Source organism: Methylococcus capsulatus str. Texas = ATCC 19069 (genome assembly GCF_000424685.1).
Lineage (GTDB): Bacteria > Pseudomonadota > Gammaproteobacteria > Methylococcales > Methylococcaceae > Methylococcus > Methylococcus capsulatus.
This window is the reverse complement of the sequence record NZ_AUKJ01000018.1, coordinates 227,875-251,796: the sequence shown is the minus strand read 5'-3', so window position 1 is coordinate 251,796 and position 23,922 is coordinate 227,875. Positions and strand designations below refer to the sequence as shown.

Genomic DNA, 23,922 nt, shown 5'->3' with positions numbered 1-23,922 from the left:
TCGCACACGCATGCGGCGCAGTAGTCTCATACCGCTGATACTCCATTTGTCGGCGTGCGTCGACGGCCCCGCCGTGGATCTGGCCCCCCCTTATGAACCCGCCCAGTTCGTCGTCCCCGACTCGTGGCATGGATCGAGTCCCTTCGTCGAAGCGAAACCGTCGGACGGCGAGCTGCGCCCGGACTGGTGGAAACTTTTCAACGACCCGGTCCTGACCCAGCTCGAAGAACAAGCCATGGCGGCCAACGCCGACCTGCAGGCCGCCGCGGAGCGCTTCGTCCAGGCCCGGGACATGATGATGAAGGTGCGATCGCGTCTGATCCCGCAGTTCGGGCTGGAGTTCGGCGCCTCGGACAATCGGCAGTCCGTCAATACGCTGTTTCGCGCACCCAATGCGCCGATCGAGCAGTCGGATTATTACAGCGGCGGACTCGCCTCCTGGGAGCCCGACTTCTGGTCGGCGATCCGCAACCGGATACGTGCGGAGATTTACCAGGCCGAACAGCGCGCAGCCGAGTACGGGCTTGCGCGCCTGAGCCTGCAGGCGGAAATCGCTACGGACTATTTCACCCTGCGCGGCTATGACGCACAGGATTCCGTCTATAAACAGTCGATCGCCTACTACAAAAAATCACTGGAGATCGTCGACGCCCAGTACAAGGGTGCCATCGTGCCGCAACTCGATGTCGCCCGCGCCGAATACCTGTTGCACAGCACCGAAGCGAAAGAGCTCGACATTCAGGGCCGACGTCAGGTGACCGAACATGCGATCGCCATTCTCGTCAACAAGGCGCCGGCCGCTTTCAGCATCGCGCCGGTCGACGAGCTGCCATCACCGGAATTCACGATTCCGCAGACCATTCCCGCCACGCTGCTCGAACGCCGGCCCGACATCGCCCAGATGGAGCGCCAGATGGCACAGGCGAACCGCGCCATCGGCATCGCCCGCGCAGCGTTCTTCCCGAACGTGGTGTTCAAGGCCAGCGGAGGCTACGAGAACGGCAGCATGAATCTGATCGCGCTCGCCAACAGTTACTGGTCCTACGGCGCTTCCGTTTCGATCCCCCTGTTTCAGGGCGGTCTGCGCCGCGCCCAACTGCAGCAGTCCTGGTCGGCCTACCGCGAAACCGAGGACAAATACCGAGCGACGGTACTCAACGCCTTTCGCGAAGTCGAGAACGGACTGAGCCTGACCAACCGGCTGAGCGTGGCGGCCGACCGGCAGGACGAAGCCGTCAAGGCCGCGCTGAAGACGCAGAATCTGACCATGGAGCTTTATCTGGGCGGTTTGATCACCAGCCTCGACCTCATCTACGCCCAGATCAACACGCTGACGGCGCGCATCGACGCGGTGGTGCTAAAGACCGAACGGCTGAAAAACACGATTGCGCTCATTCGCGCGCTGGGTGGCGGCTGGAACCGCAAGCAATTGCCCGCCGACGATCAGATTCAGCCCTTCGGCGTTTTCGAAGAGTATGGCAATGCCGGAAAACCCGCGCCTGCCGGGGGTATCGACGTGCCGGCGGACGACAACAGGCTGAACAACGACTTGACCAGACCGTTCAAGCAATAGGGATGGCGGGAAGCCTCCCCCATGCTTCGACCGTACCCAGCCCAGCGGGGGAGTCTGCCTCACTCGTCATAGACCCGCCGCACCAGATCCCGGAACCAGCGCGGCCGGGCGACCACGACATAGATGCCGATGATGCTGGTGATGGGCATCGGTCCCACGCCCAGCAGTGTGAGCAGAAGCAATACGAAGATGCATTTCCAGCGGGAAGGGTTCATGATTCAAGCCTCCGGTTGCCTGTCGAGCGATGCGGTCCATGATCGTGCAAGTTCGGCATCCGGAAAAGCGCCCCCGCCCATTTCGTCAAGCGCGTCGAAACATGCTCGCTTCGCAAAGCTCCGCGGAAACGTCCGCCCTGCCGCCGCTCTCGCCACCGGAATTCGCCGTGGAAGACGGCACCGCCGTGGTCCACGGTCACTGGAACCTGCGCGGGCTGATAGCGGCCTCCCCGGATCTGCGTGAGCGACTATGCCGCGCAGCGCGGCGGCCAGACCTGGAATGGGACCTGCGCGGAGTGAACGTGCTCGACAGCGCCGGCGCCTTTGTCCTGTGGCAGGCCTGGGGAGAGCGGCTGCCGGAACGGATCTCGTTGCGCCACGAACAACAATCCGCATTCCGTCGCTGGCAAACGGGGGGGATTCCCGCGGTGCGGGACGGCCGGAGGCCCCCGGTGCCGATACGCCGGCGGATCATCGCCGCAATCGCCGGCCTCGGCAGTCACCTGCTGGCGGTCCTGGCCCTGCTCGGCCAGCTGATCCTGGACCTGGCCCATCTCGCCCGTCATCCGGCAGACATCCCTTGGCGGGAAATCTCCGCTACCATCCACGAAACCGGCGGCCGTGCCCTGGGCATCACGGCACTGGTGGGCTTCCTGATCGGTGTGGTGGTCAGCTACCTGTCGTCGCTGCAGCTCAAGACTTTCGGCGCACAGGTCTACATCGTCAACATCCTGGGAATGAGCATCATCCGCGAACTGGGACCCCTGCTGGCGGCCATCCTGGTCGCGGGCCGCTCCGGTTCTTCGATGACGGCGCGGATCGGCGTGATGCGTGTGACCCAAGAGCTGGATGCCCTCGCCGCCATGGGCATTTCCCAGTCCCTGCGGCTGATCCTTCCGAAGGTCGTCGCCCTGGTGGTAGCCTTGCCGCTGCTGGTGGTCTGGACCGATGTAGTCGCCCTGGCGGGCGGCGCGGTCTCGGCCCACCTGGAGCTGGAAATCGGCTATCACCAGTTCTTCCAGAAACTGCCCGCCGCCGTCCCGGTCGCCAACTTTGCCATCGGCTTGGGCAAGGCCGCCGTGTTCGGACTGTTCGTCGCCCTGATCGCCTGCCATTATGGACTGCGCATCGAGCCCAATACCGAGAGCCTCGGCAACGAGACCACGAATTCGGTTGTGGTTTCCATCACCCTGGTGATCCTGATCGACGCCGTGTTCGCCATCCTGTTCCGAGGTGTGGGCATACGATGACGGACGACGAAGTCATACACATGGAGCATGTGTGGACCCGCTTCGGCGAGAATCTCGTACATCGCGACATCAGCCTCAGCCTGGGCCGCGGACAGATCCTGGGGGTGGTCGGCGCCTCCGGCTGCGGCAAGACCGTCTTGATGCGCGAAATGATCGGTCTGCAGACACCGACCCAGGGTCAGGTCTGGCTGCTCGGCGAGTCATTGGCGGAAGCCGACGCGCGCCGCAAGCAGCAGCTCCGCAACCGTTGCGGCGTGCTGTTCCAAGGCGGCGCCCTGTTCAGCGCGCTGAGCGTATTCGACAACATCGCTTTCCCGCTGCGCGAACTCAAGACCTTGGACGAGGAGTTGATCGCCCGACTGGTCTGCATGAAGCTCGCCATGGTCGGTCTGGGGGAAACCGATGCCCTGCTGATGCCGGCGGAGCTGTCCGGCGGCATGGTCAAGCGGGCCGCCCTGGCTCGTGCCTTGATCATGGAACCCGAAGTACTCTTCCTGGACGAACCCACCTCCGGCCTCGATCCGGTGCTGGGCGAAGAGTTCGTCGGCCTGTTGGGGCAACTGCACCGGGAATTGGGCTTCACCGTCGTGATGGTGACCCACGACCTGGACACCCTCAGCGACCTGTGCACCTGCGTGGCCGTGCTTGCCGGGCAGCAACTGGTATCCTATGGCACGCTGGACGATGCGATCGCCTGCGCGCATCCTTTCGCCCGCGACTTCTTCCATGGCAAACGCGCCCAGAGAATCCTGGGAAGGTCCGACTGAAATGGTCAGGGAAACCTATGCCCTGCTGACCGGCCTGTTCGTGGTCATTCTTGGCAGCGCGCTGATCGGCATCGCCCTTGTTCTTGGCGACTATGGCACCGAACGCGACGTCTATGTGGTCTCCACCCAGGGCGCGGTATCCGGCCTCAACCCGGAATCCCTGGTCATCTTCCGTGGCGTGCGGGCCGGCAAGGTGGCCTCGATCAGCTTCGCGCCCCACGATCCCCGCACCATCCTGGTCCGGATCGAGGTCGACAAGGGCCTTCCGATCACCCGCGGCACCTATGCCACGCTGCGGGTGCAGCCGCTTACCGGCCTGGCCCAGATCGATCTCAGCGACGAAGGCAACGACCCGGAACCCCTGCGCACCGACCCCAGGAACCCGGCCAGCATCCCGCTGCGTCCCTCCATCCTGGACAAGCTGACCGGTTCGGGGTCGGACATCCTCACCCAGATTGCCCAGCTCACCAGCCGGCTGAATGCCCTCCTCGACGACGGCAACCGCCAGCGGATCGCGCACACCCTGGAAAGCCTGGACACGGCGGCGGACGAACTGGTCCGCCTGGAACGGTACATCGAAGAGGGGCTGGAACGCATCCCCATCCTGGACGGCAGACTGAGGCAGGCGCTCGCGGACCATTCTGCCATGGCCCGCGACGTCCGCGAAACCTCCCGCCAGGTCCGGGCACTGAGCGAAAGCGCACAAAAGGTCGTGGACATCGGAGCAGCCGCGAGCGATACCCTGATCCGCAGCCGGTTGCCGGAACTGGACGCGCTGATCGACGACGCGGCTCACACCGCGGCCAGTCTGCGCCGACTGTCGAAAACACTGGAACGAGACCCGCAGACCCTGCTGCTGGGACCGGCGCCGGGTCTCCCAGGCCCGGGGGAGCCGGGATTTCAGGAGCCGAAATGATGCGACGCCTTTCCTGGACACTGATGCTCTCGCTCGCCACATCCGCCTGCAGCCTGTTGCCGGAACGCCCGCCCCAACCCGCGCTGCACGATTTCGGTGCCGCCGGCGCGGCTGCACCGGCACCCTGGTCTTCAGTCGACGTCGACGCTCCGGAGTGGCTTCGGAACGACCGCCTGCAGTACCGCCTGCTCTACGCCAAGCCGACCGAACTGCGCTCCTATACCCTGGATCGCTGGATCGCGCCGCCGTCCGAGCTCCTGGAACAACGGCTGAAAGCCGGCCGCAGCGCCAATGGCTACCGTTTGCACATCGAACTCCAGGCATTCGAACAAGTGTTCGAACGCCCCGGCAGTTCTCATGTCATGATCCGCCTGCGCGCCGAAACGCCGGCAGACACCGAAACGTTCCAATTCGACCAGCCCACGGCCAGCCCGGATGCCGCCGGCGCGGTCCAGGCATTTGCGCAGGCGGTCGACCGTGCCGTTGCCCAGCTCCGGGCGTGGCGACCGGCGAACTGAGACAGTGCCTGTTTCCCTCCTTTGAGGAACCTTTCCCGCCGCATCCAGTCTCATCAGATACGTCTCCGTCCTCCCCCGTTCGGTGCGAAGCGTCCGGTACGCCGCAGTGAAAGTACCTCCCCTCCACCTCGCCGGCGCCTCATCGTCGGCAAGCGCAACCGATCCGCACAGGTCCAGTACTCTATGTCACATGGTTTAACGCATCTTTCCTTCTGGCCGCTGTTGTTCGCGACCCTGGCTTTGACACATGTCACCATCGTCAGCGTCACCATCTTCCTGCACCGTCACCAGGCCCACCGGGCACTGTCCCTGCATCCCCTGGCCAGCCATTTCTTCCGTTTCTGGCTCTGGCTGACCACGGCGACCGTGACCAAGGAATGGGTGTCCATCCACCGCAAGCATCACGCGCGCTGCGAGACCCCGGACGACCCGCATAGCCCCCAATGCCTCGGCATATTCACCGTCCTGCTGCGAGGTTGGATGCTGTATCGCAAGGAAGCGAGGAACACCGCGACCCTGGCCCAGTTCGGCAACGGCACGCCGGACGACTGGCTGGAACGCAAGCTGTACAGCCGCTTTCCCGACCTGGGGATCACGCTGATGCTGGCCTTGAACCTGCTCCTGTTCGGCGTCGCGGGCTTGGCGGTGTGGGCGGTACAGATGCTGTGGATTCCGTTCTGGGCGGCCGGCGTCGTCAACGGACTCGGCCATCATTTGGGCTACCGCAATTTCGAAACCCCCGATGCGTCCACCAATCTGTGGCCCATCGGCTTCATCATCGGCGGCGAGGAGCTCCACAACAACCACCATGCCTACCCGGCGTCGGCAAAGTTTTCCAGCCGCCGATGGGAAATCGACATCGGCTGGCTGTATATCCGGCTGATGACCCTCCTGAAGCTGGCCAAGATCAGAAACATGCCCCCCAAGACCATCATCCATACGGCAGAACCGTCCGTCGACATGGACACCGTCAAAGCCGTGCTGCGCAACCGTGCGCACGTCCTGAGCCTATACGGCCGCCGCGTCATCGTCCCGGTATTGCGGTCGGAGCAGGCGAAATCGCCGAAAGCCGGTCGACGCCTACTCCGACAGACACGTCCCTTGTTGCTGCGCGAATACATCAAGGCGGACCCGGCCGCCTGGCACAATTTCAGGCGGATGCTGGAAGATAGCCAAACTTTGGCGACGATCTTCCAGTTCAAGCAGCAGCTCAAGGCGGTATGGACCGACTCGTTCACGAGCCACGAGGAGCGCCTGGAACGCCTGCGCGCCTGGTGCCTCCAGGCGAAACAAAGCGACCTGCCCTGGTTGCAGCACTTCGCCGACACCCTGAGCGGTTACCGCCTGCAACCTGCCCATTGACTCCGTCCATGAGAAAAGCCGGGGGAACGCGGACCATCAACCCTTCAATGTCGTCGGAAAACCGCCTCCCGCAGCACGTCGAACTCGTCGAAGGCGAAGCGCAGGCTGAGTGAGAGGTTGAGCACGGCAGCCAGGCTCATGCTGGCGAAGATGCAGAGCATGATGGCGATCTGGTATTTCACCGCCACCCAGGGTTCGCTGCCGCCGAGTATCTGGCCGGTCATCATGCCCGGCAGGGAGACCAGTCCGAGGGTCGCCATGCTGGCCAACGTCGGGTTGACGGAGGCCTTGAGCGCCTCGCGGAAATATGGCCGTACCGCTTCGCGGCGGGTCGCACCCAGCAGCAGATAGGTAAGGTATTCGTTCTCGTTTTTCCGGATCGCGGAGTAGAACCGCTCCAGCCCGATCACGTTGCCCTGCAGACAGTTGCCGAGGATCATGCCGGCCAGCGGCACCAGATAACGCGCGTCGTAGATCGGCTCCGGCCGGATCACCAGAAGCAGCAGATAAGCCACCGAGAACGCTGTTCCGGCCACGATGGCCGCAAGCGTCGAAAGGAAAAAATGCCTGATGCGGAGACCCGCCCGGCGGAGAATGGTGAAATCAGCCACCACCAGCATGACCACGATCCACAGGACGTTGAGCGCCGGAGCGTTGATCGCGAACAGGTATTTGAGATAGATGCCGACCAGCGCCAGTTGCACGCTCATCCGGACGATGCTCAGCCACAGTTCGCGCGCGAGATGCAACCCCGCGCTCCACAGCAGCAGCCAGGGCAGCACGGCGATGCCGTAGAGCAGCATCATTCTCGTCGGGGATATGTCGACCGTGTCCATCATCCCGCTGCCGTCAGACGCCCGTCTTGCAATTCGAACACGGTATCGCACCGGGCGATCCAGTCCGGATCGTGCGCCACCGACAATACGGTGAGCGCTGGATCGCTGAAGAAGTCCTGCACCGCCCGCTTGCTTTCCGGGTCCAGGGCGGAAGTCACCTCGTCCAGCAGATAGAGCCGCTTGCCGAGGAGCTGGGCGCGAGCCACGGCGATGCGCTGTTTCTCGCCACCGGAAATCCGGCTGCAGTGCTGCTCCAGGATCAACGGCGCGAGGCCGAGCCGGCCCAGGATCTCGGCCAGCCTGCCGGTGGAAGGCGCCTTGCCGCGATGGGCCTTGAAGCCGAAGGGCAGCAGCAGGGCCTCCCGCACCGTGTCGGCGCCCAACACGGGCTCCTGGCCGATATAGGCCGCACAGGCACGAATCGCGCTGACGGTGTCCCGGTCGAGGGGCCTGCCCGCGAAACGGACCTCACCGTCCGCCACTGGATACACCCCCAGCAGGGTCTTGAGCACCGTGCTCTTGCCCGAGCCCGATTTGCCCTTGAACACCGCCTTCTCGCCTTCGCGGATGTCGAAGCTCAGTGCGCGGAGAATCGTGCGCCCCTGCACAGCCACCGACACACGGTCGAACCGGACCAGTCCGGTCACCGGTTCACCCCTGCCAGCCTGCGTTCAAAAACCATCGATACTCCCTTTGTCGTCGGCTTCACCCGACGGATGCCGCGGACCGCCCGAAAAGCGCTGCAGCAGACGGTGATCTGTGCCGGGATTATAACGTTCGACCACGCCGGGAACCCGAAAGTCACCATTGCGCTGCGGCAGGCGGTCTCGCGGCGAAAGAGGACGGCTGGTATCCTCAGTCGCCACCGTCCCCTGGAGATCCGTTCATGAAACAGTCGGCACAGCGCATTCTGCATTACTTTCTGATCGGCGTGCTGGGCGTCCTTCCCATCGTCATCGTCCTGCAGGTCGTGATCTATGTGGAAAACCTGTTGAGAGACTTCGTGGTGAGTTTTTTCAGCAGTTACCGGAACCTGTTCATCCCGAGCGTCATGTTCACCGCGGCCGTCCTGTTCCTCACCTATTTCGGCTACCTGCTGCAGCACGGCAAGGCACACCTGCTCTATTTCGTGGAAAAACTGGTCATCCGCATCCCGCTCCTGGGTACCCTTTACCGAGTGACGCAGAAACTGGTGAACATCTTCCGCGGCGATGGATCGACCAAGCTGCGGGAGGTCGTCTACATCGAATACCCGAAGGAGGGTCTGTGGGTCCCGGCCTTCGTGACCAACCGGATCGGGGACCGGTACGTGATCTACGTACCGACCTCTCCCAACCCCACCTCCGGCTTCACCGTGATTCTCCACGAATCGAGGATCAAGCGATCCCACATGACGATCGAGGAAGCCTCGAGCTTCGTGATCAGCCTGGGGGTGGACATGCCCAGGCCGGACGAGACAGCCGGATTACGGTAGGCCGGGCCTCGTTTTCCTCTCTCCACGATTGACATCGCCCCCCAAACCTCGTAGAAAGCATTTCCCATGTTTCCAGTAAGGTTTAACCGTCATCGACAACGATAAGACCGGCGAGTGAGCCATAGCAGGGCTGGCGCGTCGGACCCCAACGGCTGATTACAGGCTTCGAGGAGGAAGCATGGCTACGACCGCACGCCCGGACACGTTCTACGATGTGATGCGCCGCCAAGGGGTGACCCGGCGCAGTTTTCTCAAGTTCTGCGGCTTGACCGCATCGGCCCTCGCACTGGGGCCGGAATTCATCGGCACGATCGCCCACGCCATGGAGACCAAGCCGCGCACGCCGGTGCTGTGGCTGCATGGCCTGGAATGCACCTGCTGTTCCGAATCCTTCATCCGTTCGGCCCACCCGCTGGCCAAGGACGTGGTGCTGTCCATGCTCTCGCTGGACTACGACGACACCCTCATGGCGGCCGCCGGCTTCCAGGCGGAAGCCATGCTGGAAGACACCATGCAGAAGTACAAAGGCCGCTACATCCTGGCCGTGGAGGGCAACCCGCCGCTGAACGAGGACGGCATGTTCTGCATCGTCGGCGGCAAACCCTTCGTCGAACGGCTGCGCTATGCCGCCAAGGACGCCGCCGCCGTCATCGCCTGGGGATCCTGCGCCTCCAACGGCTGCGTGCAGGCGGCCCGCCCCAACCCGACCCAGGCCACGCCGATCCACAAGGTCATCACCGACAAGCCCATCATCAAGGTGCCCGGCTGTCCGCCCATCGCCGAGGTCATGACCGGCGTCGTGACCTACATGCTGGCCTTCGACAAGATTCCCGAACTCGATGCCCAGGGTCGGCCCAAGATGTTCTACGGCCAGCGCATCCACGACAAATGCTACCGCCGCCCCCACTTCGACGCCGGCCAGTTCGTCGAGCAATGGGACGACGAGGCCGCGCGCAAGGGCTACTGTCTGTACAAGGTCGGCTGCAAGGGGCCGACGACCTACAACGCGTGCTCGACGGTACGCTGGAACAATGGCGTCTCCTTCCCGATCCAGTCCGGCCACGGCTGCATCGGCTGTTCCGAGGAGAATTTCTGGGACAAGGGCTCGTTCTACGACCGCGTCACCGAACTCAATACGTTCGGCGTCGAGGCCAATGCCGACAAGGTCGGGCTGGTCGCCGCCGGCGCCGTGGGCGCAGGCATCGCGGCGCATGCCGCCATCTCGATCGCCAAGAAGAAAGACCACGAGAAAGAAACTCAAGAATAAGGATCGGGGAGCACCATGACTGCCATTCAAACACCCAACGGTTTCACCCTCAACGACGCCGGCAAGCGGATCGTGGTCGATCCGGTCACCCGCATCGAGGGCCATATGCGCTGCGAAGTGAATGTGGACGACGACAACATCATCCGCAACGCGGTCTCCAGCGGCACCATGTGGCGCGGACTGGAGGTCATCCTGAAGGGCCGCGACCCGCGCGATGCGTGGGCCTTCACCGAACGGATCTGCGGTGTCTGCACCGGTACCCACGCCCTGACCTCGGTACGGGCGGTGGAGGACGCGCTCGGGATCGCCATCCCGGAGAACGCCAACTCCATCCGCAACATCATGCAGCTCACCCTGCAGGCCCACGACCATCTCGTGCATTTCTACCACCTGCACGCGCTGGACTGGGTGGACGTGGTCAGTGCCCTCAAGGCCGATCCGAAAGCCACCTCCGAACTGGCACAGCGCATTTCGCCCTGGCCCAAGTCGTCGCCGGGCTATTTCCACGACATCGCCAGCCGGCTGAAGAAGTTCGTCGAGAGCGGCCAGCTCGGCCCGTTCGGCAACGGCTACTGGGGCAACCCCGCCTACCGGTTGCCGCCGGAAGCCAACCTGATGGCGGTGGCGCACTATCTCGAGGCCCTGGATTTCCAGAAGGAAATCGTCAAGATCCACACCGTCTACGGCGGCAAGAACCCGCACCCGAACTGGCTGGTCGGTGGCGTGCCCTGCGCCATCAACGTCGATGGCGTAGGCGCTGTGGGCGCGGTCAACATGGAACGTCTCAACCTGGTGTCCTCCATCATCGACCAGACCATCGAGTTCATCGAACAGGTCTACCTGCCCGACCTCCAGGCGATCGCCGGCTTCTACAAGGACTGGCTGTATGGCGGCGGGCTGTCGGCCACCAATGTGCTGTCCTACGGAGACATTCCGGAAAAGGCCAACGACCGCTCGGTGAACAACCTGCTGCTGCCGCACGGCGCCATCATCAACGGCAACCTGAAGGAAGTGCACGAGGTCGACCTGAAGGACCCCGAGCAGATCCAGGAGTTCGTCACCCATTCCTGGTACAAGTACGACGACGAGGGCCGCGGACTGCATCCGTTCGACGGCGTCACCCAGCCGAATTTCGCGCTGGGGCGCAACACCAAGGGCACCCGCACCCACATCGAGAACCTGGACGAAAGCGCCAAGTACTCCTGGATCAAGGCGCCGCGCTGGCGCGGCCACGCCATGGAAGTCGGCCCGCTGGCCCGCTACATCGTCGGTTATGCCAAGGGCATCCCGGAAATCAAGGAGCCGGTCGACAAACTGCTCACCGATCTCGGCCTGCCGCTGACCGCGCTGTTCTCCACGCTGGGGCGCACCGCCGCCCGCGGTCTGGAAGCCCAGTATTGCGCCCATCTGATGAGGCATTTCCAGGACAAACTGGTCAGCAACATCAAGGCAGGCGATCTGGCGACAGCCAACACCGCCAAATGGGAGCCGGACACCTGGCCCAAGGAAGCCATGGGCGCCGGCACGACGGAAGCGCCGCGCGGCGCTCTGGGACACTGGATCAAGATCAAGGACGGCAAGATCGACAACTACCAGTGCATCGTGCCCACCACCTGGAACGGATCGCCCCGCGACCCCAAGGGCAACATCGGCGCATTCGAGGCATCCCTGATGAACACCAAGGTGGAGAATCCGGACCAGCCACTGGAAATCCTGCGCACCCTGCACAGCTTCGATCCCTGCCTGGCCTGCTCGACCCATGTCATGGACAAGGACGGGCGGGAAGTCACGCGGGTCAAGGTGCGCTGAGCGCGTTCGAAAACCGGGACAAATTCAAGGAGACAACCATGCATCCTGTTCGTTGGTTCGGAACGGCAAGTCTGTTGGCGCTGAGCCCCGTCGCGCTCGCGCATACCGGCATGCATCCCGTCGCTGGCTTCGTGTCCGGATTCACCCATCCCTTCTTCGGCACCGACCACCTGCTGGCCATGATCGCCGTGGGACTGTGGGCGGTCACCGTCGCGCCGCGGCGGGTGTGGCTGCTGCCCCTGGCATTCATGGCCGCCATGGGCCTGGGCGGATGGCTGGGCACCGCCGGTATTCCGCTGGCTTACACCGAAACCGGCATCGCCGCCTCGGTCGTACTGCTCGGACTGCTAGTGGCGGGCAAGGTCCGCCTGTCGCAGTTCACTGCCTTGGGCCTGGTCGGCCTGTTCGCACTGTTCCACGGCCATGCACATGGAACCGAGATCAGTGCGGACGCCGAACGATGGACTTATGCCGCCGGCTTCATCACCGCCACTGGTCTGCTGCACCTGATCGGCGTCATCCTTGGGGGGTGGCTGCTGCCGAAGCCGGCCTGGTACCGCGGCTGCGGCGCGGCGATGGGCGCCATGGGGCTGGCTCTGCTGACGCAAGCACTTTAGGAGCACGGCCATGGCGAGCATCGAGACTTTTGATCGGCCGGTCTATGTCTACGAGAAGCCGGTACGGCTGTGGCACTGGATCAATGCCCTCGCCATCGTCGTGTTGGCGGTCACGGGATATTTGATCGCCTGGCCGCCGGTGGTGACTGCCGGCGAGGCCAGCGACCACTACCTGATGGGCTACGTCCGCTTCGTTCACTTCTCCGCCGGCTATGTGCTGGCCGTCGGTCTGATCGGCCGTGCCTATTGGGCGCTGGTGGGCAACCGGTATGCCCGCGAGCTGTTTGCGCCACGCCTCCATGACGTCCACTGGTGGCAGGCGCTGCTGCACGAGGTCCGCTGGTACCTATTTCTGGTCGAAGAGCCCGGCAAGCATGCGGGCCACAACCCGCTGGCCGGGCTGGCCATGTTCCTGTTCTATGTGCTCGGGAGCCTCTTCATGATCACGACCGGCTTCGCCCTGTACGGCGAAGGACTCGGAGCCGGAAGCTGGGCCGCCAACGCCTTCGGCTGGGTGCTGCCCGCCCTGGGCGGCAGCCAGCAGGTCCACAGCCTGCATCACCTGGGCATGTGGTATCTGGTGATCTTCACCCTCATCCACGTCTACGTGGCGGTGCGAGAACAGCACCTGTCGCGCCAGTCCGTCACCACCACCATGATCGATGGCTGGCGGGTATGGAAGGACGACCGTCCGTGATCCGATGCCTCCCCGCGTCCTGATCTTGGGCATCGGCAACCTGCTGTGGGCGGACGAAGGCTTCGGCGTGCGCGTCGCCCAGGCATTGCAGCGGGACTACGTCTTCCCCGAGAACGTCACCGTGATGGACGGCGGCACCCAGGGGCTGGCACTGATCCCATACGTCCAGGAAAGCGACGTGCTCATCATCGCCGATGCGGTGGATTTCGGCCTGGCGCCGGCCTCGCTGGTCGAAGCCCGGGACGAGGATGTGCCCGCCTACCTGCATTCGGGCAAGACCAGCCTGCACCAGGTCAGCTTCCAGGAGGTGCTGGCCCTGTGCAAGCTGATGGGGCAAGGGCCGGAGCGACTCCATCTGGTGGGCGTCCAGCCCGTCGACATGAAGGATTATGGCGGCAGCCTGACACCGGCCGTCAAGGCCCAACTCGAACCGGCCATCGCCCGGATACTCGCCGTCTGCGCAGAACTCGGCCTGGCCGGCTGGCGCCGGCCCGACGGAAACTGCACGGCCGACGCCCTGGACATGACGCAGTACGAGCGTCAGCGACCCTCGGCAGAAGAAGCCTGCCGCATCGGCGACGCCCGCTTCCTGCCGGGCGATCTGCGCTAGACGACCCGCCCCCCCGGGGCTCCGGCACCTCCGAGGACTTCCCATGCAAGACGAATTTGCTTTCATAGCGACCGGAAACACACCGCTCATCCGCCCGCATGACGACCCCGAATGCGCCTGTCCACCCATGCCGGAAGCCATGGCGACCTTCACGCCGCCACCTTTGCACGCGCTGAGCCGGGATGAAACCGGCGAGGGATGCGCCGTACTGCAGAAGGTGATCGAACGGCTGGGGGGCGCCCCGGGCATCGTCGATCTCGCCCCTTGCGACCCGGCGGCCAGGCGCTTCGTCGACGAAGTACTCGGCGAAGGCGAGGTACTGATACGGATCGTCACGCCGCGGGACCGGGTGACGATCCGGGAATCGGTATTCGCCGGGGTTTGGCGCGTTCAGCATCGCGTCGACGGTGAACTGCGACGGGACGATCTGGAAACCGGGCCAGTGCCGGAGGCGGTCTACGAGTGGGCGGAACGCCTGACGGTCGATGGGCCGCCGCACCGTCCCCAGTCCTTTCCGGAAGGCCTGATGAACGCGCCCGCGCTGCTGACCGAGATATTCGACCATTCGGCAGACTGCCCGAACGATCGTCCCCATGTCATCAACCTGTCGCTGCTGCCGCTGACACCGGAAGATTCGAAATTCCTGATCGATACCTTGGGGACGGCGGGCCTTTCCGTTCTGTCACGAGGGTACGGCGATTGCCGCGTGACACTGACCCGACTGCCTAACGTGTGGTGGGTGCAGTATTTCAACTCCCCCGGCCAACTGATCCTCAATACGCTGGAGATCACCCGCCTGCCTGCCGTGGTAGCGGCCGCGCCAGAAGACCTGGAGGACTCGCGGGAACGGATTGCCGAAGCCCTGGCGCAGTTGAAATGAGTCCAGCCTCGGCGGCTTGCATCCGTCGAAACCTTGACCCCCGTCAAAGAAGGACCCCGAGAGTCTCTATATATTGTCAACGCTGGCTCAATACAGCGTCACCAAAACAATACGAGGAGTAACCATGAACGACGCAAAAGAAGAGAAAGATTATTTCTGGTTTTACATCGCGGGCCTGGTCATCGCGGTCGTCGTGACGCTCGCCATGGTCAAGAGCAGTGAACACGGCAAATACGTCACTGCCGCCAAAGCCATCGAGGAAGACGCGGCCAACTCCGCCTACAAACACGCTCCTTGATCCAAGTTTTCCGGCGCGCCGTCTTTCGCGTCGGAATGCATAACCTCCCATGGAGCACCTTGCGACGAGCACGAGCCGCAATCGACAGGGATGTCGCCTATCATCCGACACAGCGGCTGCTTCATGGCCCCGAGCCGGCTATTTCGCCAAGGTGGGCTTCTGGTATCCCCCGTGCAGCGACGGCACGGCATATCGCTCCAACGTCCCATCCAATTTCAGCGCGGTAAGCTCACCGCCCCACAAGCAGCCCGTGTCCAGGCAGTAACAGTCCTTGCCGGCGAAATAGCCGAGCGTGGACCAGTGCCCGAACACGATCGTGGTGCCCGGCGGCACCCTGTCAGGGACGTCGAACCACGGGACCAAGGAAGCGGGGTGCCGCCCCGGCGCCCCCTTTTGCCTGAAATCCAGCCGTCCGGTCCGATCACAATAGCGCATGCGGGTCAAGGCGTTGGTGATGAAACGGAGCCGGTCCCATCCGGCCAGATCGTCGGACCAGAGGTCGGGCTTGTCACCGTACATCTGTCGGCAGAACCCAGTGATGTCTCCGCCCGCGAGGACCGTTTCGACCTCGGCTGCCCTGGCCATCGCAGTCTCCGCATTCCAGGCGGGGGGGATGCCGGCGTGAACCAGACAATAGCTGCCTTCCCTGTGCACCAGGGGGCGGGTACGCAGCCACGCCAGCAACTCGTCCCGGTCGGCGGCTTCCAGCACGTCGCCGAAAGTATCCTTGTGCTTGACCCGGGAGACCCCGCAGGCCACCGCCAGGAGATGCAGGTCATGATTGCCGAGCACCGTGGCGGCCGCCGGTCCCAATCCCCGTATGAACCGCAGGGTTTCCAGCGACTGGGGACCGCGATTGACCAGATCTCCCGTGAACAGCAGGCGGTCCTTGGCGGGATCGAAGCGGATCAGCTCCAGAAGGCGCCGCAGCTCCGCATAGCAGCCTTGTACGTCGCCGATGGCATAGATGGCCATGTCAGCCGGAGCCTCGCCGACAGATCAAAGCGACACTGGCGTCACCGCCATGCGACGGCATCAGACGAGCTCTCCACGAAAAATACCCGGTAGTCAGGACCGGTTATTCTAGTACGTCCCGGGGCCGTTGGCGCCATGGACGCTGCACCCATATCACCCCCTCTAAAGATACGGCGATATAATCGGTCATTTCCCAATACGAATCGCCGGATGCACGCGTCTACCCCCTGGCGATTCCGTCCCCACCCCTCCGATCAACAAACCGAGGCATCGATAAGTGCGTATTCACATCCTGGGTATCTGCGGCACCTTCATGGGCGGGCTCGCCATCATGGCCCGCCAGCTCGGCCACACCGTCACGGGATCGGACCAAAACATCTACCCACCGATGAGCACCCTGCTGGAGCAGCAGGGCATCGACCTCTGCAACGGATACAGCCCGGACAACCTTCATCCCGTCCCCGACCTCGTCATCATCGGCAATGCGCTGTCCCGCGGGAATCCGGAGGTCGAGGCGGTGCTGAACATGGGGCTTGCCTATACTTCCGGCGCACAGTGGCTCTACAACCATGTCCTCAAGGGACGCTGGGTGCTCGCGGTGGCGGGAACCCACGGCAAGACCACGACCTCGAGCATGCTGGCCTGGATACTGGAACACGACGGTCACAAGCCGGGCTTCCTGATCGGCGGAGTGCCGCTCAATTTCGGCATTTCCGCCCGCATCGGCGAAGGCCGGTTCGTCGTCGTGGAAGCGGACGAATACGACACTGCGTTCTTCGACAAGCGCTCCAAGTTCGTCCATTACCGCCCGCGCACCACGATCCTGAACAACCTCGAGTACGACCACGCCGACATCTTCCCCGACCTCGCCGCGATCCAGCGGCAGTTTCACCACCTGGTTCGCAGCGTGCCCGGCAACGGTCTGCTGGTGGTTCCGGAACGGGACGAAAACCTGGCCGAAGTGCTCAGAATGGGGTGCTGGACACCGGTCGAGAAAACCGCCCTGGGGCCGGACACCGCCGCCGACTGGCAGGCGCACCCGTTGGCCGAAGACGGCAGCCGGTTCGACGTGGTGTTCCGTGAGAAACGGCTGGGCACGATCCATTGGCAGCTCTCCGGCCGGCACAACATGCTCAACGCCCTGTCCGCCATTGCCGCAGCCCATCATGCCGGCATCGAGCCGGCCGCTGCGATCTCGGCCCTGAGCCGGTTCCAGAGCGTCAAACGCCGCCTGGAGGTGCGCGCCGAGGTCCGCGGCATCACCCTCTACGACGACTTCGCCCACCACCCCACGGCGATCGCAACGACGCTCGAAGGTCTGCGCGCGCGGGTCGATGGCGCGCGCGTCATCGCGGTCGTCGAACCGCGCTCCAACACCATGCGCATGGGCGTCCACGCCGACACGCTCGCCGCATCCCTCGCGCCCGCCGACCTCGCCATCCTTTACCAGGCCCCCGACCTCGGATGGGACCTGGCGAAAGTCAGCTCCGCTTCGGACCGCATCGTCACCTGCGACAGCATCGGCGCGATCGTGGAACGCTTGCGGCAGGAATGCCGGGCGGGCGATCACGTGGTCTTCATGAGCAACGGGAGTTTCGGCGGCGTCCACGAGAAGACCGAGGCCGCGCTGCGGGAAACTTGAGTTTCAACGCTCTTGCCCCTTGCCTCCGCTACGCCTAAAGTCGGGGGCATCACCGGTGAGGAGCGCTCCAATGGTTCGACACATCGCATTCTGGGTCCTGCTGGCCTGCGCCGTCCCCGCCTGGAGCGGCCCGCCGAACCCGCCAGACGTGCCGGAAGCCCTCAAACCCTGGATACCTTGGGCGCTCCACGGCCACGAGACGGATGCCTGCCCGCATCTCCTGGAGCAGCCCGGAGAACGCCGGTGCGCTTGGCCGGGGGAACTGGACCTGGAACTCCACGAAAGGGGCGGCAGCTTCCGCAGCCGCTGGCGAAGCTTCACCGACGTCTGGGTGCCCCTCCCCGGCGATCCTCAGTCCTGGCCGCTGGCGGTCGAGATGGACGGCAAACCGGCGACCGTCTCGGCCCGCAACGCGGTTCCCGGTGTCCGGCTGCCGCCCGGCGCTCACACCATAGCCGGGCGCTTCGCCTGGGCCACCCTGCCCGACACCCTGCGCCTTCCCGGCGAAACCGGTCTGGTCCGGCTCAGCGTCGACGGTCGCGCGACAGCGTTTCCGTTCGTCGACGAACAGGGCCAAGTCTGGCTGCGCAAGCCCCCTGAAGGCTCCGCACCGGAAACCTCGCCGCTCAGGCTCGAGGTCGTCCGCCTGCTGCGAGACGCCGTTCCGATGGAAATCTCGACCCGGCTCGAACTCGACGTCTCGGGTGAAGCACGCGAGGTCCTGCTGGAAGGCTCCGTGCTGCCCGGTTTCGTGCCACTCTCCCTGGACAGCCCGCTCCCCGCCCGCATCGACCCGGACGGACGCCTCCGGTTGCAACTGCGCCCCGGCCACTGGAAAGTCGGCCTCACCAGCCGGGCCACACGGGACTTGCGAGAGATTGCCCTCCCCGTTTTCGCGGCGCCGTGGCCGGGGGAAGAACTGTGGTCGTTCGCCGCCGACCGCTCGATTCGCGTCGTCGAAGTTTCCGGCGCGCCCCCGGTCGATCCGCGGCTGACGCAGCTCCCTGAGGAATACCGGACGCTGCCGACCTACGCCATGGTCCCCGGCACCGCCTTGCGATTGGATCAGGTCCGGCGGGGCGACCCGGAGCCGGAACCCGATGCGCTACACATCCGCCGGACGCTTTGGCTGGATTTTTCCGGACAGGGGCTCACCATCCTGGATGACATTTCCGGCCGGGTCAGCCGCAGCTGGCGCCTGGACGCGGCGTCCACCATGGTGCCGGGACGGGTGACGGTGGACGGCCAGCCCCAGACCATCACCCGTCTCGAGGCCGGCCCCGGTGGCGTGGAAATCCGCAGAGGCGAGCTCAACCTGCAGGCGGAAAGCCGCTGGGAAGCCGGTATATCCTCGCTGCCCGCAACGGGCTGGAACGCCGACTTCGTGAGCGCGGCCGCCGAACTCCACCTGCCGCCGGGGTGGCGCCTCTTCGCCGCACCGGGTGCCGACCATGCCCCCGACTCTTGGGTCGGCCGCTGGTCCCTGCTCGACCTGTTCCTGGTCCTCATCACCGCCCTTGCGGCCGCGCGGCTGTGGGGATGGCCTGCCGGAACCGTCACACTTCTCACCCTCGCCCTCACCTGGCACGAACCGGATGCGCCGCAAAGCGTGTGGCTCTGGCTGCTCGGGGTCACCGCCCTGAGCCGGGTCATTCCTTCCGGCAGCTTCGCCTCGGCGCTGCGCGTCGTCCGGGTGATCGTCCTGGCCACCCTGGCGATCGCAAGCTTGCCGTTCGCGGTGCAACAGCTTCGGCTGAGCCTTTATCCGCAACTCGAGCCGCATGCCTTCTCCTTCGACTACGGCGACCGGGCGGCGGAGCCGGAGGCCGGCGCACCGGCCGCCCCGGCGGCGGCGCTGCAGCAGAAGCCGGGCTCGCTTGCGGAACCCCACACCCCGCCACCCGCCGACTTGACCCGAACCATCGATCCCGAGTCCCTCGCCCAGACCGGCCCCGGCCTGCCGCAATGGGACTGGAACCTGATAGCGCTGAACTGGAACGGACCGGTGCTGGCGGAGCAAGAGCTCAGGCTGCTGCTGATCCCGCCCTGGGCCAACCGCGGCCTGAATGTCTTGAGGGTGGCGCTGCTTGCCGTGACCGTTCTGCTGCTCCTGGGCTGGCGAACGAAACCCGGCGTTTCCGGGCTGATCCTGTTGCCGCTGGCCCTGTTCGCCGCGCCGGACGGCCACGCCGCTGAATTCCCGCCGCCGGCACTGCTCGACGAACTCCGGGTGCGCATCCTCGCGGCACCGGAATGCGGAACGGAATGCGCCCAGATCCAGCGGATGAAGCTCAGGCTCGGCCGCGGCGGACTGGCCATGACTCTCGAAGCGCATGCGGAAGACCGCGTCGCCATCCCGTTGCCGGTACGGTCCGCGCAGTGGATACCGTCCAGCATCCGGGTCGACGGCGCCCCGCCCACCGGTCCCTATGCCGACCCGGAAGGCACCCTCTGGCTGATGCTGAACCCCGGCATCCATCGCGTCGATCTGTCGGGCCCCTTGCCGAACCTTCCCAGCATAGACCTTCCTCTACCCTTGCGCCCGTACCGGGTAGACGTCGACAGCGAGGGATGGGAGATCGTCGGAGTCGACCCGAACGGCAGGCCCGAATCCCAGATCCAGCTCGTCCGCAAAAGCAGCGGAACCTCCCCGGAACCACGCAGCGACGACGCCCCCTTGCCGGTATTCCTGACGGTCGAACGCACCCTGCGGCTGGGGCTGGACTGGCGCGTCACCACTCGAGTGGCACGGCTATCGCCCTCCGACGCGCCGGTGGCGCTGACCATTCCGCTGCTGCCCGGCGAGGCGGTCATCTCGCCGGGAATGGCGGCCGAAAATGGAAGCGTGCGGATTCATCTGCCGCCCGGCATCGTCGATGCGAGCTGGGAATCGACCCTCGACAGGACCGGCAGCCTGGAATTGCGCGCGCCGCAGACCGACGACTGGAGCGAAATCTGGCGCCTCGACACCAGCCCGGTCTGGCACGTCGAAACGAGCGGCATTCCCGTGGTCCATCACCAGGATGCCGGAGGCAACTGGCTGCCCGAATGGCGCCCCTGGCCGGGGGAGACGGTGACCCTGCAGATCAGCCGCCCGCCGCCCCTCCCGGGCAACGCACTGACGATCGAAAGCAGCACGCTTGAGACCCGGCCAGGCAGCCGTGCAACCGACTCCGAACTGGTGCTGAGCATCCGCAGCGCGAAAGGTGGCCAACACAGCGTCACCCTGCCGGAGGGCGCCGAGCTGCAATCGGCCGAAATCGACGGCACCGCCCAACCCATCCGCCAGAATGGGCGCGCCGTCGCCGTACCACTGCATCCCGGGGAACAGGCCGTCCGGCTGGCGTGGCGCATACCGGCCGGAATCGGGCTGCGCACCGTGGCGCCGGCGGTCGACCTGGGCAGCGCCAGTACGAACAGCCGAACCGGCATCGAACTCGGCCAGGACCGCTGGATCCTCCTGGTTGGCGGTCCGCCCTGGGGACCGTCCGTGCTGTTCTGGGGCACACTGGGGGTGATAGTCGTCGCCGCGTTCGCCCTGGGAACGTGGCTGAACCGGTTGCCGCTCGAGATCCGCCACTGGCTGCTGTTGCTGGTCGGCCTGAGCCAGGTCCCCCTTTTGGCGAGCCTCGTCGTCGCCGGCTGGATCGTGGCGCTGAACTGGCGCCGAAGCGCGAACATGCCGCTCAAGCCGGAGCACTTCAACCTCGTCCAGACGGGCCTTGCCATCCTCACCGTGCTGGCGCTGAGTATCCTGCTGTCAGCCGTGCATCGAGGGCTGCTCGGCCTGCCCGACATGGGAATCACGGGCTATGACTCCAACGCCTATCGGCTCAACTGGTACACGGACCGGAGCGACCCCATGTTGCCCCGGCCCTGGGTCATCTCGGTACCGCTGTTTGCCTACCGGCTGCTCATGCTGGCCTGGGCCCTGTGGCTGGCCTACGCGCTGCTCGACTGGCTGCGCTGGGGGTGGGGATGCTTTGCCACCGGAGGACTCTGGCGGCAGAGCCCCAAGAGAGAAACCGCCTCTGCCGAACCACCGCGTACCGCTGATGCTACGGGCTCGACCGACCCCTGGCAGGCTTGAGTGAGGCTATCGAAAAGGCTTTACGCCCTCGAAAATGAACTCGCGTAGAACCGTGACCATCCGCTCGCAGGATTCCGAACCGAGGCCGCCTGGAGGCACGAGCGTACCTGCCTTGTCCAACAATTGCCAAAGTTCGTCCTCCCCGTGAACGACGCTGATGCCGGAACGAGTCATCAGCCACTTCGCCGTGAATTCCTGATGATCGTTGCGGTGCTCCCCCAGATCGGCACGCCGCGGCATCACGATCAGGGGCTTGCCGTGCTCGGCCGCACTGATGACGGTTCCCATGCCGGCATGCGCGACGATCACTCTCGCCCGCTTCAAGAGCTCCACGTACTCGTCCGCACTCAGCAGCTCGGCCCATTGCATAGCTGCCGGCCGCCAGGCGGTACGGCCGATCTGCCCGAAGACTTCCGCCTGAGGATTCCTTGCGGCCCAAGCGTCGACGGAGCGGGACAGCCGGTCGAACGGTACCTGGGAACCCACCGTCAGAAAAATCAAAGGACCGCTCCGATGTAATGCGGCCCTTCGGGGCGCGCGAGGTGCTCCCATTGGGTCAGCCACAAATCCGCATAGCGGCGCGCGAGGCGCCCGGACAGCGACATCCTGCCCACGTTGGCGATACTGTCGACCCAGACGGTACGCGCCCCCAGCAGCCTGCCGAAACGCAAAGCGAAATAGCCTGGCGCGGCACCGGTCGAGATCACGACGTCGGGCCGCTCGCGGAGAATGATCCAGAACAATTCGCAGATCAGCAGCGCTCCCCGCAGCCAATCCTTCTTGTTGGCATCCGTTACCAGATAAAACCGCGCGCCCGGCGGGATACTTTTCCGATAATCCGGAAAATGGGTCGCTACGAATGCCATGTCGCCGCCGAGGAGGGCATCCCGGAGCCGCATCAACTGCATCCAGTGCCCGCCGCCGGAAGCAACCGCGAGGATGCGCGGCCGCTTGCTCCCGTTGTCCATCAATCGGCTGTTGCTCCTTCGATAATCCATGGAAAGGAAAGATCAGTTCGGCACGATCATCCGCGCCCGCTTCCAATATCCGAAATAATCGAACTGCAGTGGCGTGGTATCGTTCCAAAGATACATGCCTATCGACCAAAGGTGCGGAGACACGGCGTTCGGAACCAGTGTCTGTCGGACCACGTTGGCGACCAGAGTGCCATTCACCCAAGCCTTGAAATATCCCTGCCCTCCGCTAGCCGCTGTCCGCTCATCGAGAAACGCGTCGATCACGACGTCGATGTCCTGCTGCGGCAGCAATCCTCCAATGCTTCCAACGTTGTCATTCTTTCCCTGAGCGAAATTTCTGATGTAGAAGCCCAGAGATAGACGCTGACTGTTGGCCGGATCGGTATCGAGCGACATTATCAGCGAGGGCGGAGAAGAATCCGGTTTGACCTGCCAGATGGTCGCCGGATGAACGTCAGTGGGCATAAACGTCCAGGACTTCGTCAGGTCAGCGCCGCCGAATCTGACGCTCAGATCCCAGACGAAGCGCCGCCGGGAAGGAATGTAGACGCTATTGAGCTGGGTTCTGAGCGTCCCTTCCACCACGCCATCCCCTGCCTTGTAGCCGATGGCCGTATAGCCGTTGGTCTTGAATACCCGTCCCGGAATACCGGCATCGGTGACGGTCCAGCCGTTGATGACCTTGGCCTTGCCTGCCGCGGAATCCCAGTAGTTGATCGTATCGAAGTCGGCGATGCCGATGTTCGGATTGACGAAAGGAACCGATCCGCCAAAGTCGAAAGTGCGTGGCTTGCCGCTCAGGTCGATGCGCTGGGTCTGGCTGCCGACGATGATGTCATACGGATCGGAAGCCACAAAAACCGAACCGGTGATGGTGGCACCCGGCGCAGGTGTGGGCGTCGGAGTCGGCGACGAAACCGGGGTCGGCGTGGGAGCCGGTGTTGGCGTCGCCGTGGGGTTCGGCGTCGGTGTGGCCCTGACCCTCGACGATTTGACTTTCGCCGCCGTGGCGGCCTGCAACGACGACGCCAGCACTATGAACGAGAGCACACCGGCGATGCGCCGGAAAATGCGGCGCTGCGGCGACGCCGCGCTACCCGAAAACAAGGAATCGAATTTCCCGCCCATGATATCCCCTCCACCAGGTCC

23 protein-coding genes are annotated in these 23,922 nt (G+C 64.5%); 16 read left to right on the top strand and 7 right to left on the bottom strand.

All coding sequences use genetic code 11. The features are described 5' to 3' along the window. The first annotated feature begins 10 nt into the window (after positions 1-10). A complete protein-coding gene (locus H156_RS0107305; protein WP_228370243.1) occupies positions 11-1,573 on the top strand; it encodes an efflux transporter outer membrane subunit in 1,563 nt (520 codons plus the stop codon). 59 nt (positions 1,574-1,632) lie between these two features. Here the strand turns inward: H156_RS0107305 and H156_RS17230 are convergent, their stop codons facing one another. Then, positions 1,633-1,788, bottom strand: coding sequence for a hypothetical protein (locus H156_RS17230; protein ID WP_010959543.1), 156 nt, complete (start codon positions 1,786-1,788; stop codon positions 1,633-1,635). A 29-nt stretch (positions 1,789-1,817) separates the two neighbouring features. Between H156_RS17230 and H156_RS0107295 the strand changes: the two genes are divergently transcribed. The 5 genes from H156_RS0107295 to H156_RS0107275 all read left to right on the top strand — a co-directional run bounded on the left by H156_RS0107295 (position 1,818) and on the right by H156_RS0107275 (position 6,601). Next, positions 1,818-3,038 (top strand): MlaE family ABC transporter permease, encoded by a 1,221-nt coding sequence (locus H156_RS0107295; RefSeq protein WP_017366025.1) that lies wholly within the window; start codon positions 1,818-1,820, stop codon positions 3,036-3,038. Next, the gene (locus H156_RS0107290; protein WP_017366024.1) at positions 3,035-3,805 is read left to right on the top strand and encodes an ABC transporter ATP-binding protein; all 771 of its coding nucleotides are present in this window, start codon (positions 3,035-3,037) and stop codon (positions 3,803-3,805) included. The genes H156_RS0107295 and H156_RS0107290 overlap by 4 nt, the downstream gene beginning before the upstream one ends. A gap of 1 nt (position 3,806) precedes the next feature. Then, positions 3,807-4,721 carry an MlaD family protein gene (locus H156_RS0107285; protein ID WP_017366023.1) on the top strand — a complete coding sequence of 305 codons (915 nt, stop codon included), beginning with the start codon at positions 3,807-3,809 and terminating at the stop codon, positions 4,719-4,721. Beyond that, a complete protein-coding gene (locus H156_RS0107280; protein WP_228370242.1) occupies positions 4,718-5,239 on the top strand; it encodes an ABC-type transport auxiliary lipoprotein family protein in 522 nt (173 codons plus the stop codon). The genes H156_RS0107285 and H156_RS0107280 overlap by 4 nt, the downstream gene beginning before the upstream one ends. A 183-nt stretch (positions 5,240-5,422) precedes the next feature. Then, entirely contained in the window at positions 5,423-6,601 is a 1,179-nt protein-coding gene (locus H156_RS0107275) for a DesA family fatty acid desaturase (RefSeq protein ID WP_017366022.1), read from the top strand. A gap of 44 nt (positions 6,602-6,645) precedes the next feature. Here the strand turns inward: H156_RS0107275 and H156_RS0107270 are convergent, their stop codons facing one another. Together H156_RS0107270 and H156_RS0107265 are read right to left on the bottom strand one after the other, a co-directional pair. Next, on the bottom strand, positions 6,646-7,437 hold the full coding sequence (locus tag H156_RS0107270) for an ABC transporter permease (protein WP_026046035.1): 792 nt from the start codon (positions 7,435-7,437) through the stop codon (positions 6,646-6,648). Then, positions 7,437-8,084 (bottom strand): ABC transporter ATP-binding protein, encoded by a 648-nt coding sequence (locus H156_RS0107265; RefSeq protein WP_017366020.1) that lies wholly within the window; start codon positions 8,082-8,084, stop codon positions 7,437-7,439. The genes H156_RS0107270 and H156_RS0107265 overlap by 1 nt, the downstream gene beginning before the upstream one ends. Before the next feature lie 239 nt (positions 8,085-8,323). Here H156_RS0107265 and H156_RS0107260 point away from each other — a divergent pair, with 239 nt between their 5' ends. From H156_RS0107260 to H156_RS0107225, 8 genes are all read left to right on the top strand, one after another. Continuing rightward, entirely contained in the window at positions 8,324-8,911 is a 588-nt protein-coding gene (locus tag H156_RS0107260; RefSeq protein ID WP_010959535.1) for a DUF502 domain-containing protein, read from the top strand. A gap of 178 nt (positions 8,912-9,089) precedes the next feature. Continuing rightward, positions 9,090-10,178, top strand: a complete 1,089-nt coding sequence (locus H156_RS0107255) for a hydrogenase small subunit (RefSeq protein WP_017366018.1) — start codon at positions 9,090-9,092, stop codon at positions 10,176-10,178. Between the two features lie 15 nt (positions 10,179-10,193). Beyond that, on the top strand, positions 10,194-11,987 hold the full coding sequence (locus H156_RS0107250; RefSeq protein WP_017366017.1) for a nickel-dependent hydrogenase large subunit: 1,794 nt from the start codon (positions 10,194-10,196) through the stop codon (positions 11,985-11,987). Positions 11,988-12,025: 38 nt separating this feature from the next. Next, the gene (locus tag H156_RS0107245; RefSeq protein WP_017366016.1) at positions 12,026-12,604 is read left to right on the top strand and encodes a HupE/UreJ family protein; all 579 of its coding nucleotides are present in this window, start codon (positions 12,026-12,028) and stop codon (positions 12,602-12,604) included. A gap of 10 nt (positions 12,605-12,614) precedes the next feature. After that, on the top strand, positions 12,615-13,301 hold the full coding sequence (gene cybH, locus H156_RS0107240) for a Ni/Fe-hydrogenase, b-type cytochrome subunit (protein WP_017366015.1): 687 nt from the start codon (positions 12,615-12,617) through the stop codon (positions 13,299-13,301). A 4-nt stretch (positions 13,302-13,305) separates the two neighbouring features. After that, positions 13,306-13,911, top strand: coding sequence for a HyaD/HybD family hydrogenase maturation endopeptidase (locus H156_RS0107235; RefSeq protein WP_017366014.1), 606 nt, complete (start codon positions 13,306-13,308; stop codon positions 13,909-13,911). Positions 13,912-13,954: 43 nt separating this feature from the next. Further along, positions 13,955-14,791, top strand: coding sequence for a hydrogenase expression/formation protein (locus H156_RS0107230; RefSeq protein ID WP_017366013.1), 837 nt, complete (start codon positions 13,955-13,957; stop codon positions 14,789-14,791). Between the two features lie 124 nt (positions 14,792-14,915). Next, positions 14,916-15,089, top strand: coding sequence for a hypothetical protein (locus tag H156_RS0107225; RefSeq protein ID WP_198323211.1), 174 nt, complete (start codon positions 14,916-14,918; stop codon positions 15,087-15,089). Positions 15,090-15,227: 138 nt separating this feature from the next. On the opposite strand, the gene H156_RS0107220 is transcribed toward H156_RS0107225, so the two are convergent. Next, positions 15,228-16,064: a symmetrical bis(5'-nucleosyl)-tetraphosphatase gene (locus H156_RS0107220; RefSeq protein ID WP_017366012.1), complete on the bottom strand. Its 837-nt coding sequence runs from the start codon at positions 16,062-16,064 to the stop codon at positions 15,228-15,230. Between the two features lie 277 nt (positions 16,065-16,341). Here H156_RS0107220 and mpl point away from each other — a divergent pair, with 277 nt between their 5' ends. Next, the gene (gene mpl / locus H156_RS0107215; protein WP_017366011.1) at positions 16,342-17,706 is read left to right on the top strand and encodes a UDP-N-acetylmuramate:L-alanyl-gamma-D-glutamyl-meso-diaminopimelate ligase; all 1,365 of its coding nucleotides are present in this window, start codon (positions 16,342-16,344) and stop codon (positions 17,704-17,706) included. A gap of 70 nt (positions 17,707-17,776) precedes the next feature. Further along, positions 17,777-21,796, top strand: a complete 4,020-nt coding sequence (locus tag H156_RS0107210; protein ID WP_017366010.1) for a hypothetical protein — start codon at positions 17,777-17,779, stop codon at positions 21,794-21,796. Positions 21,797-21,802: 6 nt separating this feature from the next. Here the strand turns inward: H156_RS0107210 and H156_RS0107205 are convergent, their stop codons facing one another. Genes H156_RS0107205 through H156_RS0107195 form a run of 3 tightly spaced genes read right to left on the bottom strand, consistent with a single transcriptional unit; the run spans position 21,803 to position 23,901 of the window. Further along, entirely contained in the window at positions 21,803-22,297 is a 495-nt protein-coding gene (locus tag H156_RS0107205) for a glycosyltransferase (RefSeq protein WP_017366009.1), read from the bottom strand. After that, positions 22,294-22,764: a hypothetical protein gene (locus H156_RS0107200; protein WP_017366008.1), complete on the bottom strand. Its 471-nt coding sequence runs from the start codon at positions 22,762-22,764 to the stop codon at positions 22,294-22,296. The genes H156_RS0107205 and H156_RS0107200 overlap by 4 nt, the downstream gene beginning before the upstream one ends. A gap of 42 nt (positions 22,765-22,806) precedes the next feature. Further along, positions 22,807-23,901 carry a hypothetical protein gene (locus H156_RS0107195; protein WP_017366007.1) on the bottom strand — a complete coding sequence of 365 codons (1,095 nt, stop codon included), beginning with the start codon at positions 23,899-23,901 and terminating at the stop codon, positions 22,807-22,809. Positions 23,902-23,922: the final 21 nt, after the last annotated feature.

Excerpts from the sequence above, each read along its gene's own strand:
- H156_RS17230 (WP_010959543.1), bottom strand. The coding sequence starts at position 1,788 with ATGAACCCTTCCCGCTGGAAATGCATCTTCGTATTGCTTCTGCTCACA.
- H156_RS0107210 (WP_017366010.1), top strand. The coding sequence starts at position 17,777 with ATGGTTCGACACATCGCATTCTGGGTCCTGCTGGCCTGCGCCGTCCCC.
- H156_RS0107270 (WP_026046035.1), bottom strand. The coding sequence starts at position 7,437 with ATGGACACGGTCGACATATCCCCGACGAGAATGATGCTGCTCTACGGC.
- H156_RS0107250 (WP_017366017.1), top strand. The coding sequence starts at position 10,194 with ATGACTGCCATTCAAACACCCAACGGTTTCACCCTCAACGACGCCGGC.
- H156_RS0107230 (WP_017366013.1), top strand. The coding sequence starts at position 13,955 with ATGCAAGACGAATTTGCTTTCATAGCGACCGGAAACACACCGCTCATC.
- H156_RS0107220 (WP_017366012.1), bottom strand. The coding sequence starts at position 16,064 with ATGGCCATCTATGCCATCGGCGACGTACAAGGCTGCTATGCGGAGCTG.
- H156_RS0107290 (WP_017366024.1), top strand. The coding sequence starts at position 3,035 with ATGACGGACGACGAAGTCATACACATGGAGCATGTGTGGACCCGCTTC.
- H156_RS0107280 (WP_228370242.1), top strand. The coding sequence starts at position 4,718 with ATGATGCGACGCCTTTCCTGGACACTGATGCTCTCGCTCGCCACATCC.
- H156_RS0107195 (WP_017366007.1), bottom strand. The coding sequence starts at position 23,901 with ATGGGCGGGAAATTCGATTCCTTGTTTTCGGGTAGCGCGGCGTCGCCG.
- H156_RS0107305 (WP_228370243.1), top strand. The coding sequence starts at position 11 with ATGCGGCGCAGTAGTCTCATACCGCTGATACTCCATTTGTCGGCGTGC.
- H156_RS0107245 (WP_017366016.1), top strand. The coding sequence starts at position 12,026 with ATGCATCCTGTTCGTTGGTTCGGAACGGCAAGTCTGTTGGCGCTGAGC.
- H156_RS0107235 (WP_017366014.1), top strand. The coding sequence starts at position 13,306 with ATGCCTCCCCGCGTCCTGATCTTGGGCATCGGCAACCTGCTGTGGGCG.
- H156_RS0107295 (WP_017366025.1), top strand. The coding sequence starts at position 1,818 with ATGCGGTCCATGATCGTGCAAGTTCGGCATCCGGAAAAGCGCCCCCGC.
- H156_RS0107260 (WP_010959535.1), top strand. The coding sequence starts at position 8,324 with ATGAAACAGTCGGCACAGCGCATTCTGCATTACTTTCTGATCGGCGTG.
- H156_RS0107275 (WP_017366022.1), top strand. The coding sequence starts at position 5,423 with ATGTCACATGGTTTAACGCATCTTTCCTTCTGGCCGCTGTTGTTCGCG.
- H156_RS0107255 (WP_017366018.1), top strand. The coding sequence starts at position 9,090 with ATGGCTACGACCGCACGCCCGGACACGTTCTACGATGTGATGCGCCGC.
- H156_RS0107200 (WP_017366008.1), bottom strand. The coding sequence starts at position 22,764 with ATGGACAACGGGAGCAAGCGGCCGCGCATCCTCGCGGTTGCTTCCGGC.
- cybH (WP_017366015.1), top strand. The coding sequence starts at position 12,615 with ATGGCGAGCATCGAGACTTTTGATCGGCCGGTCTATGTCTACGAGAAG.
- H156_RS0107225 (WP_198323211.1), top strand. The coding sequence starts at position 14,916 with ATGAACGACGCAAAAGAAGAGAAAGATTATTTCTGGTTTTACATCGCG.
- H156_RS0107285 (WP_017366023.1), top strand. The coding sequence starts at position 3,807 with ATGGTCAGGGAAACCTATGCCCTGCTGACCGGCCTGTTCGTGGTCATT.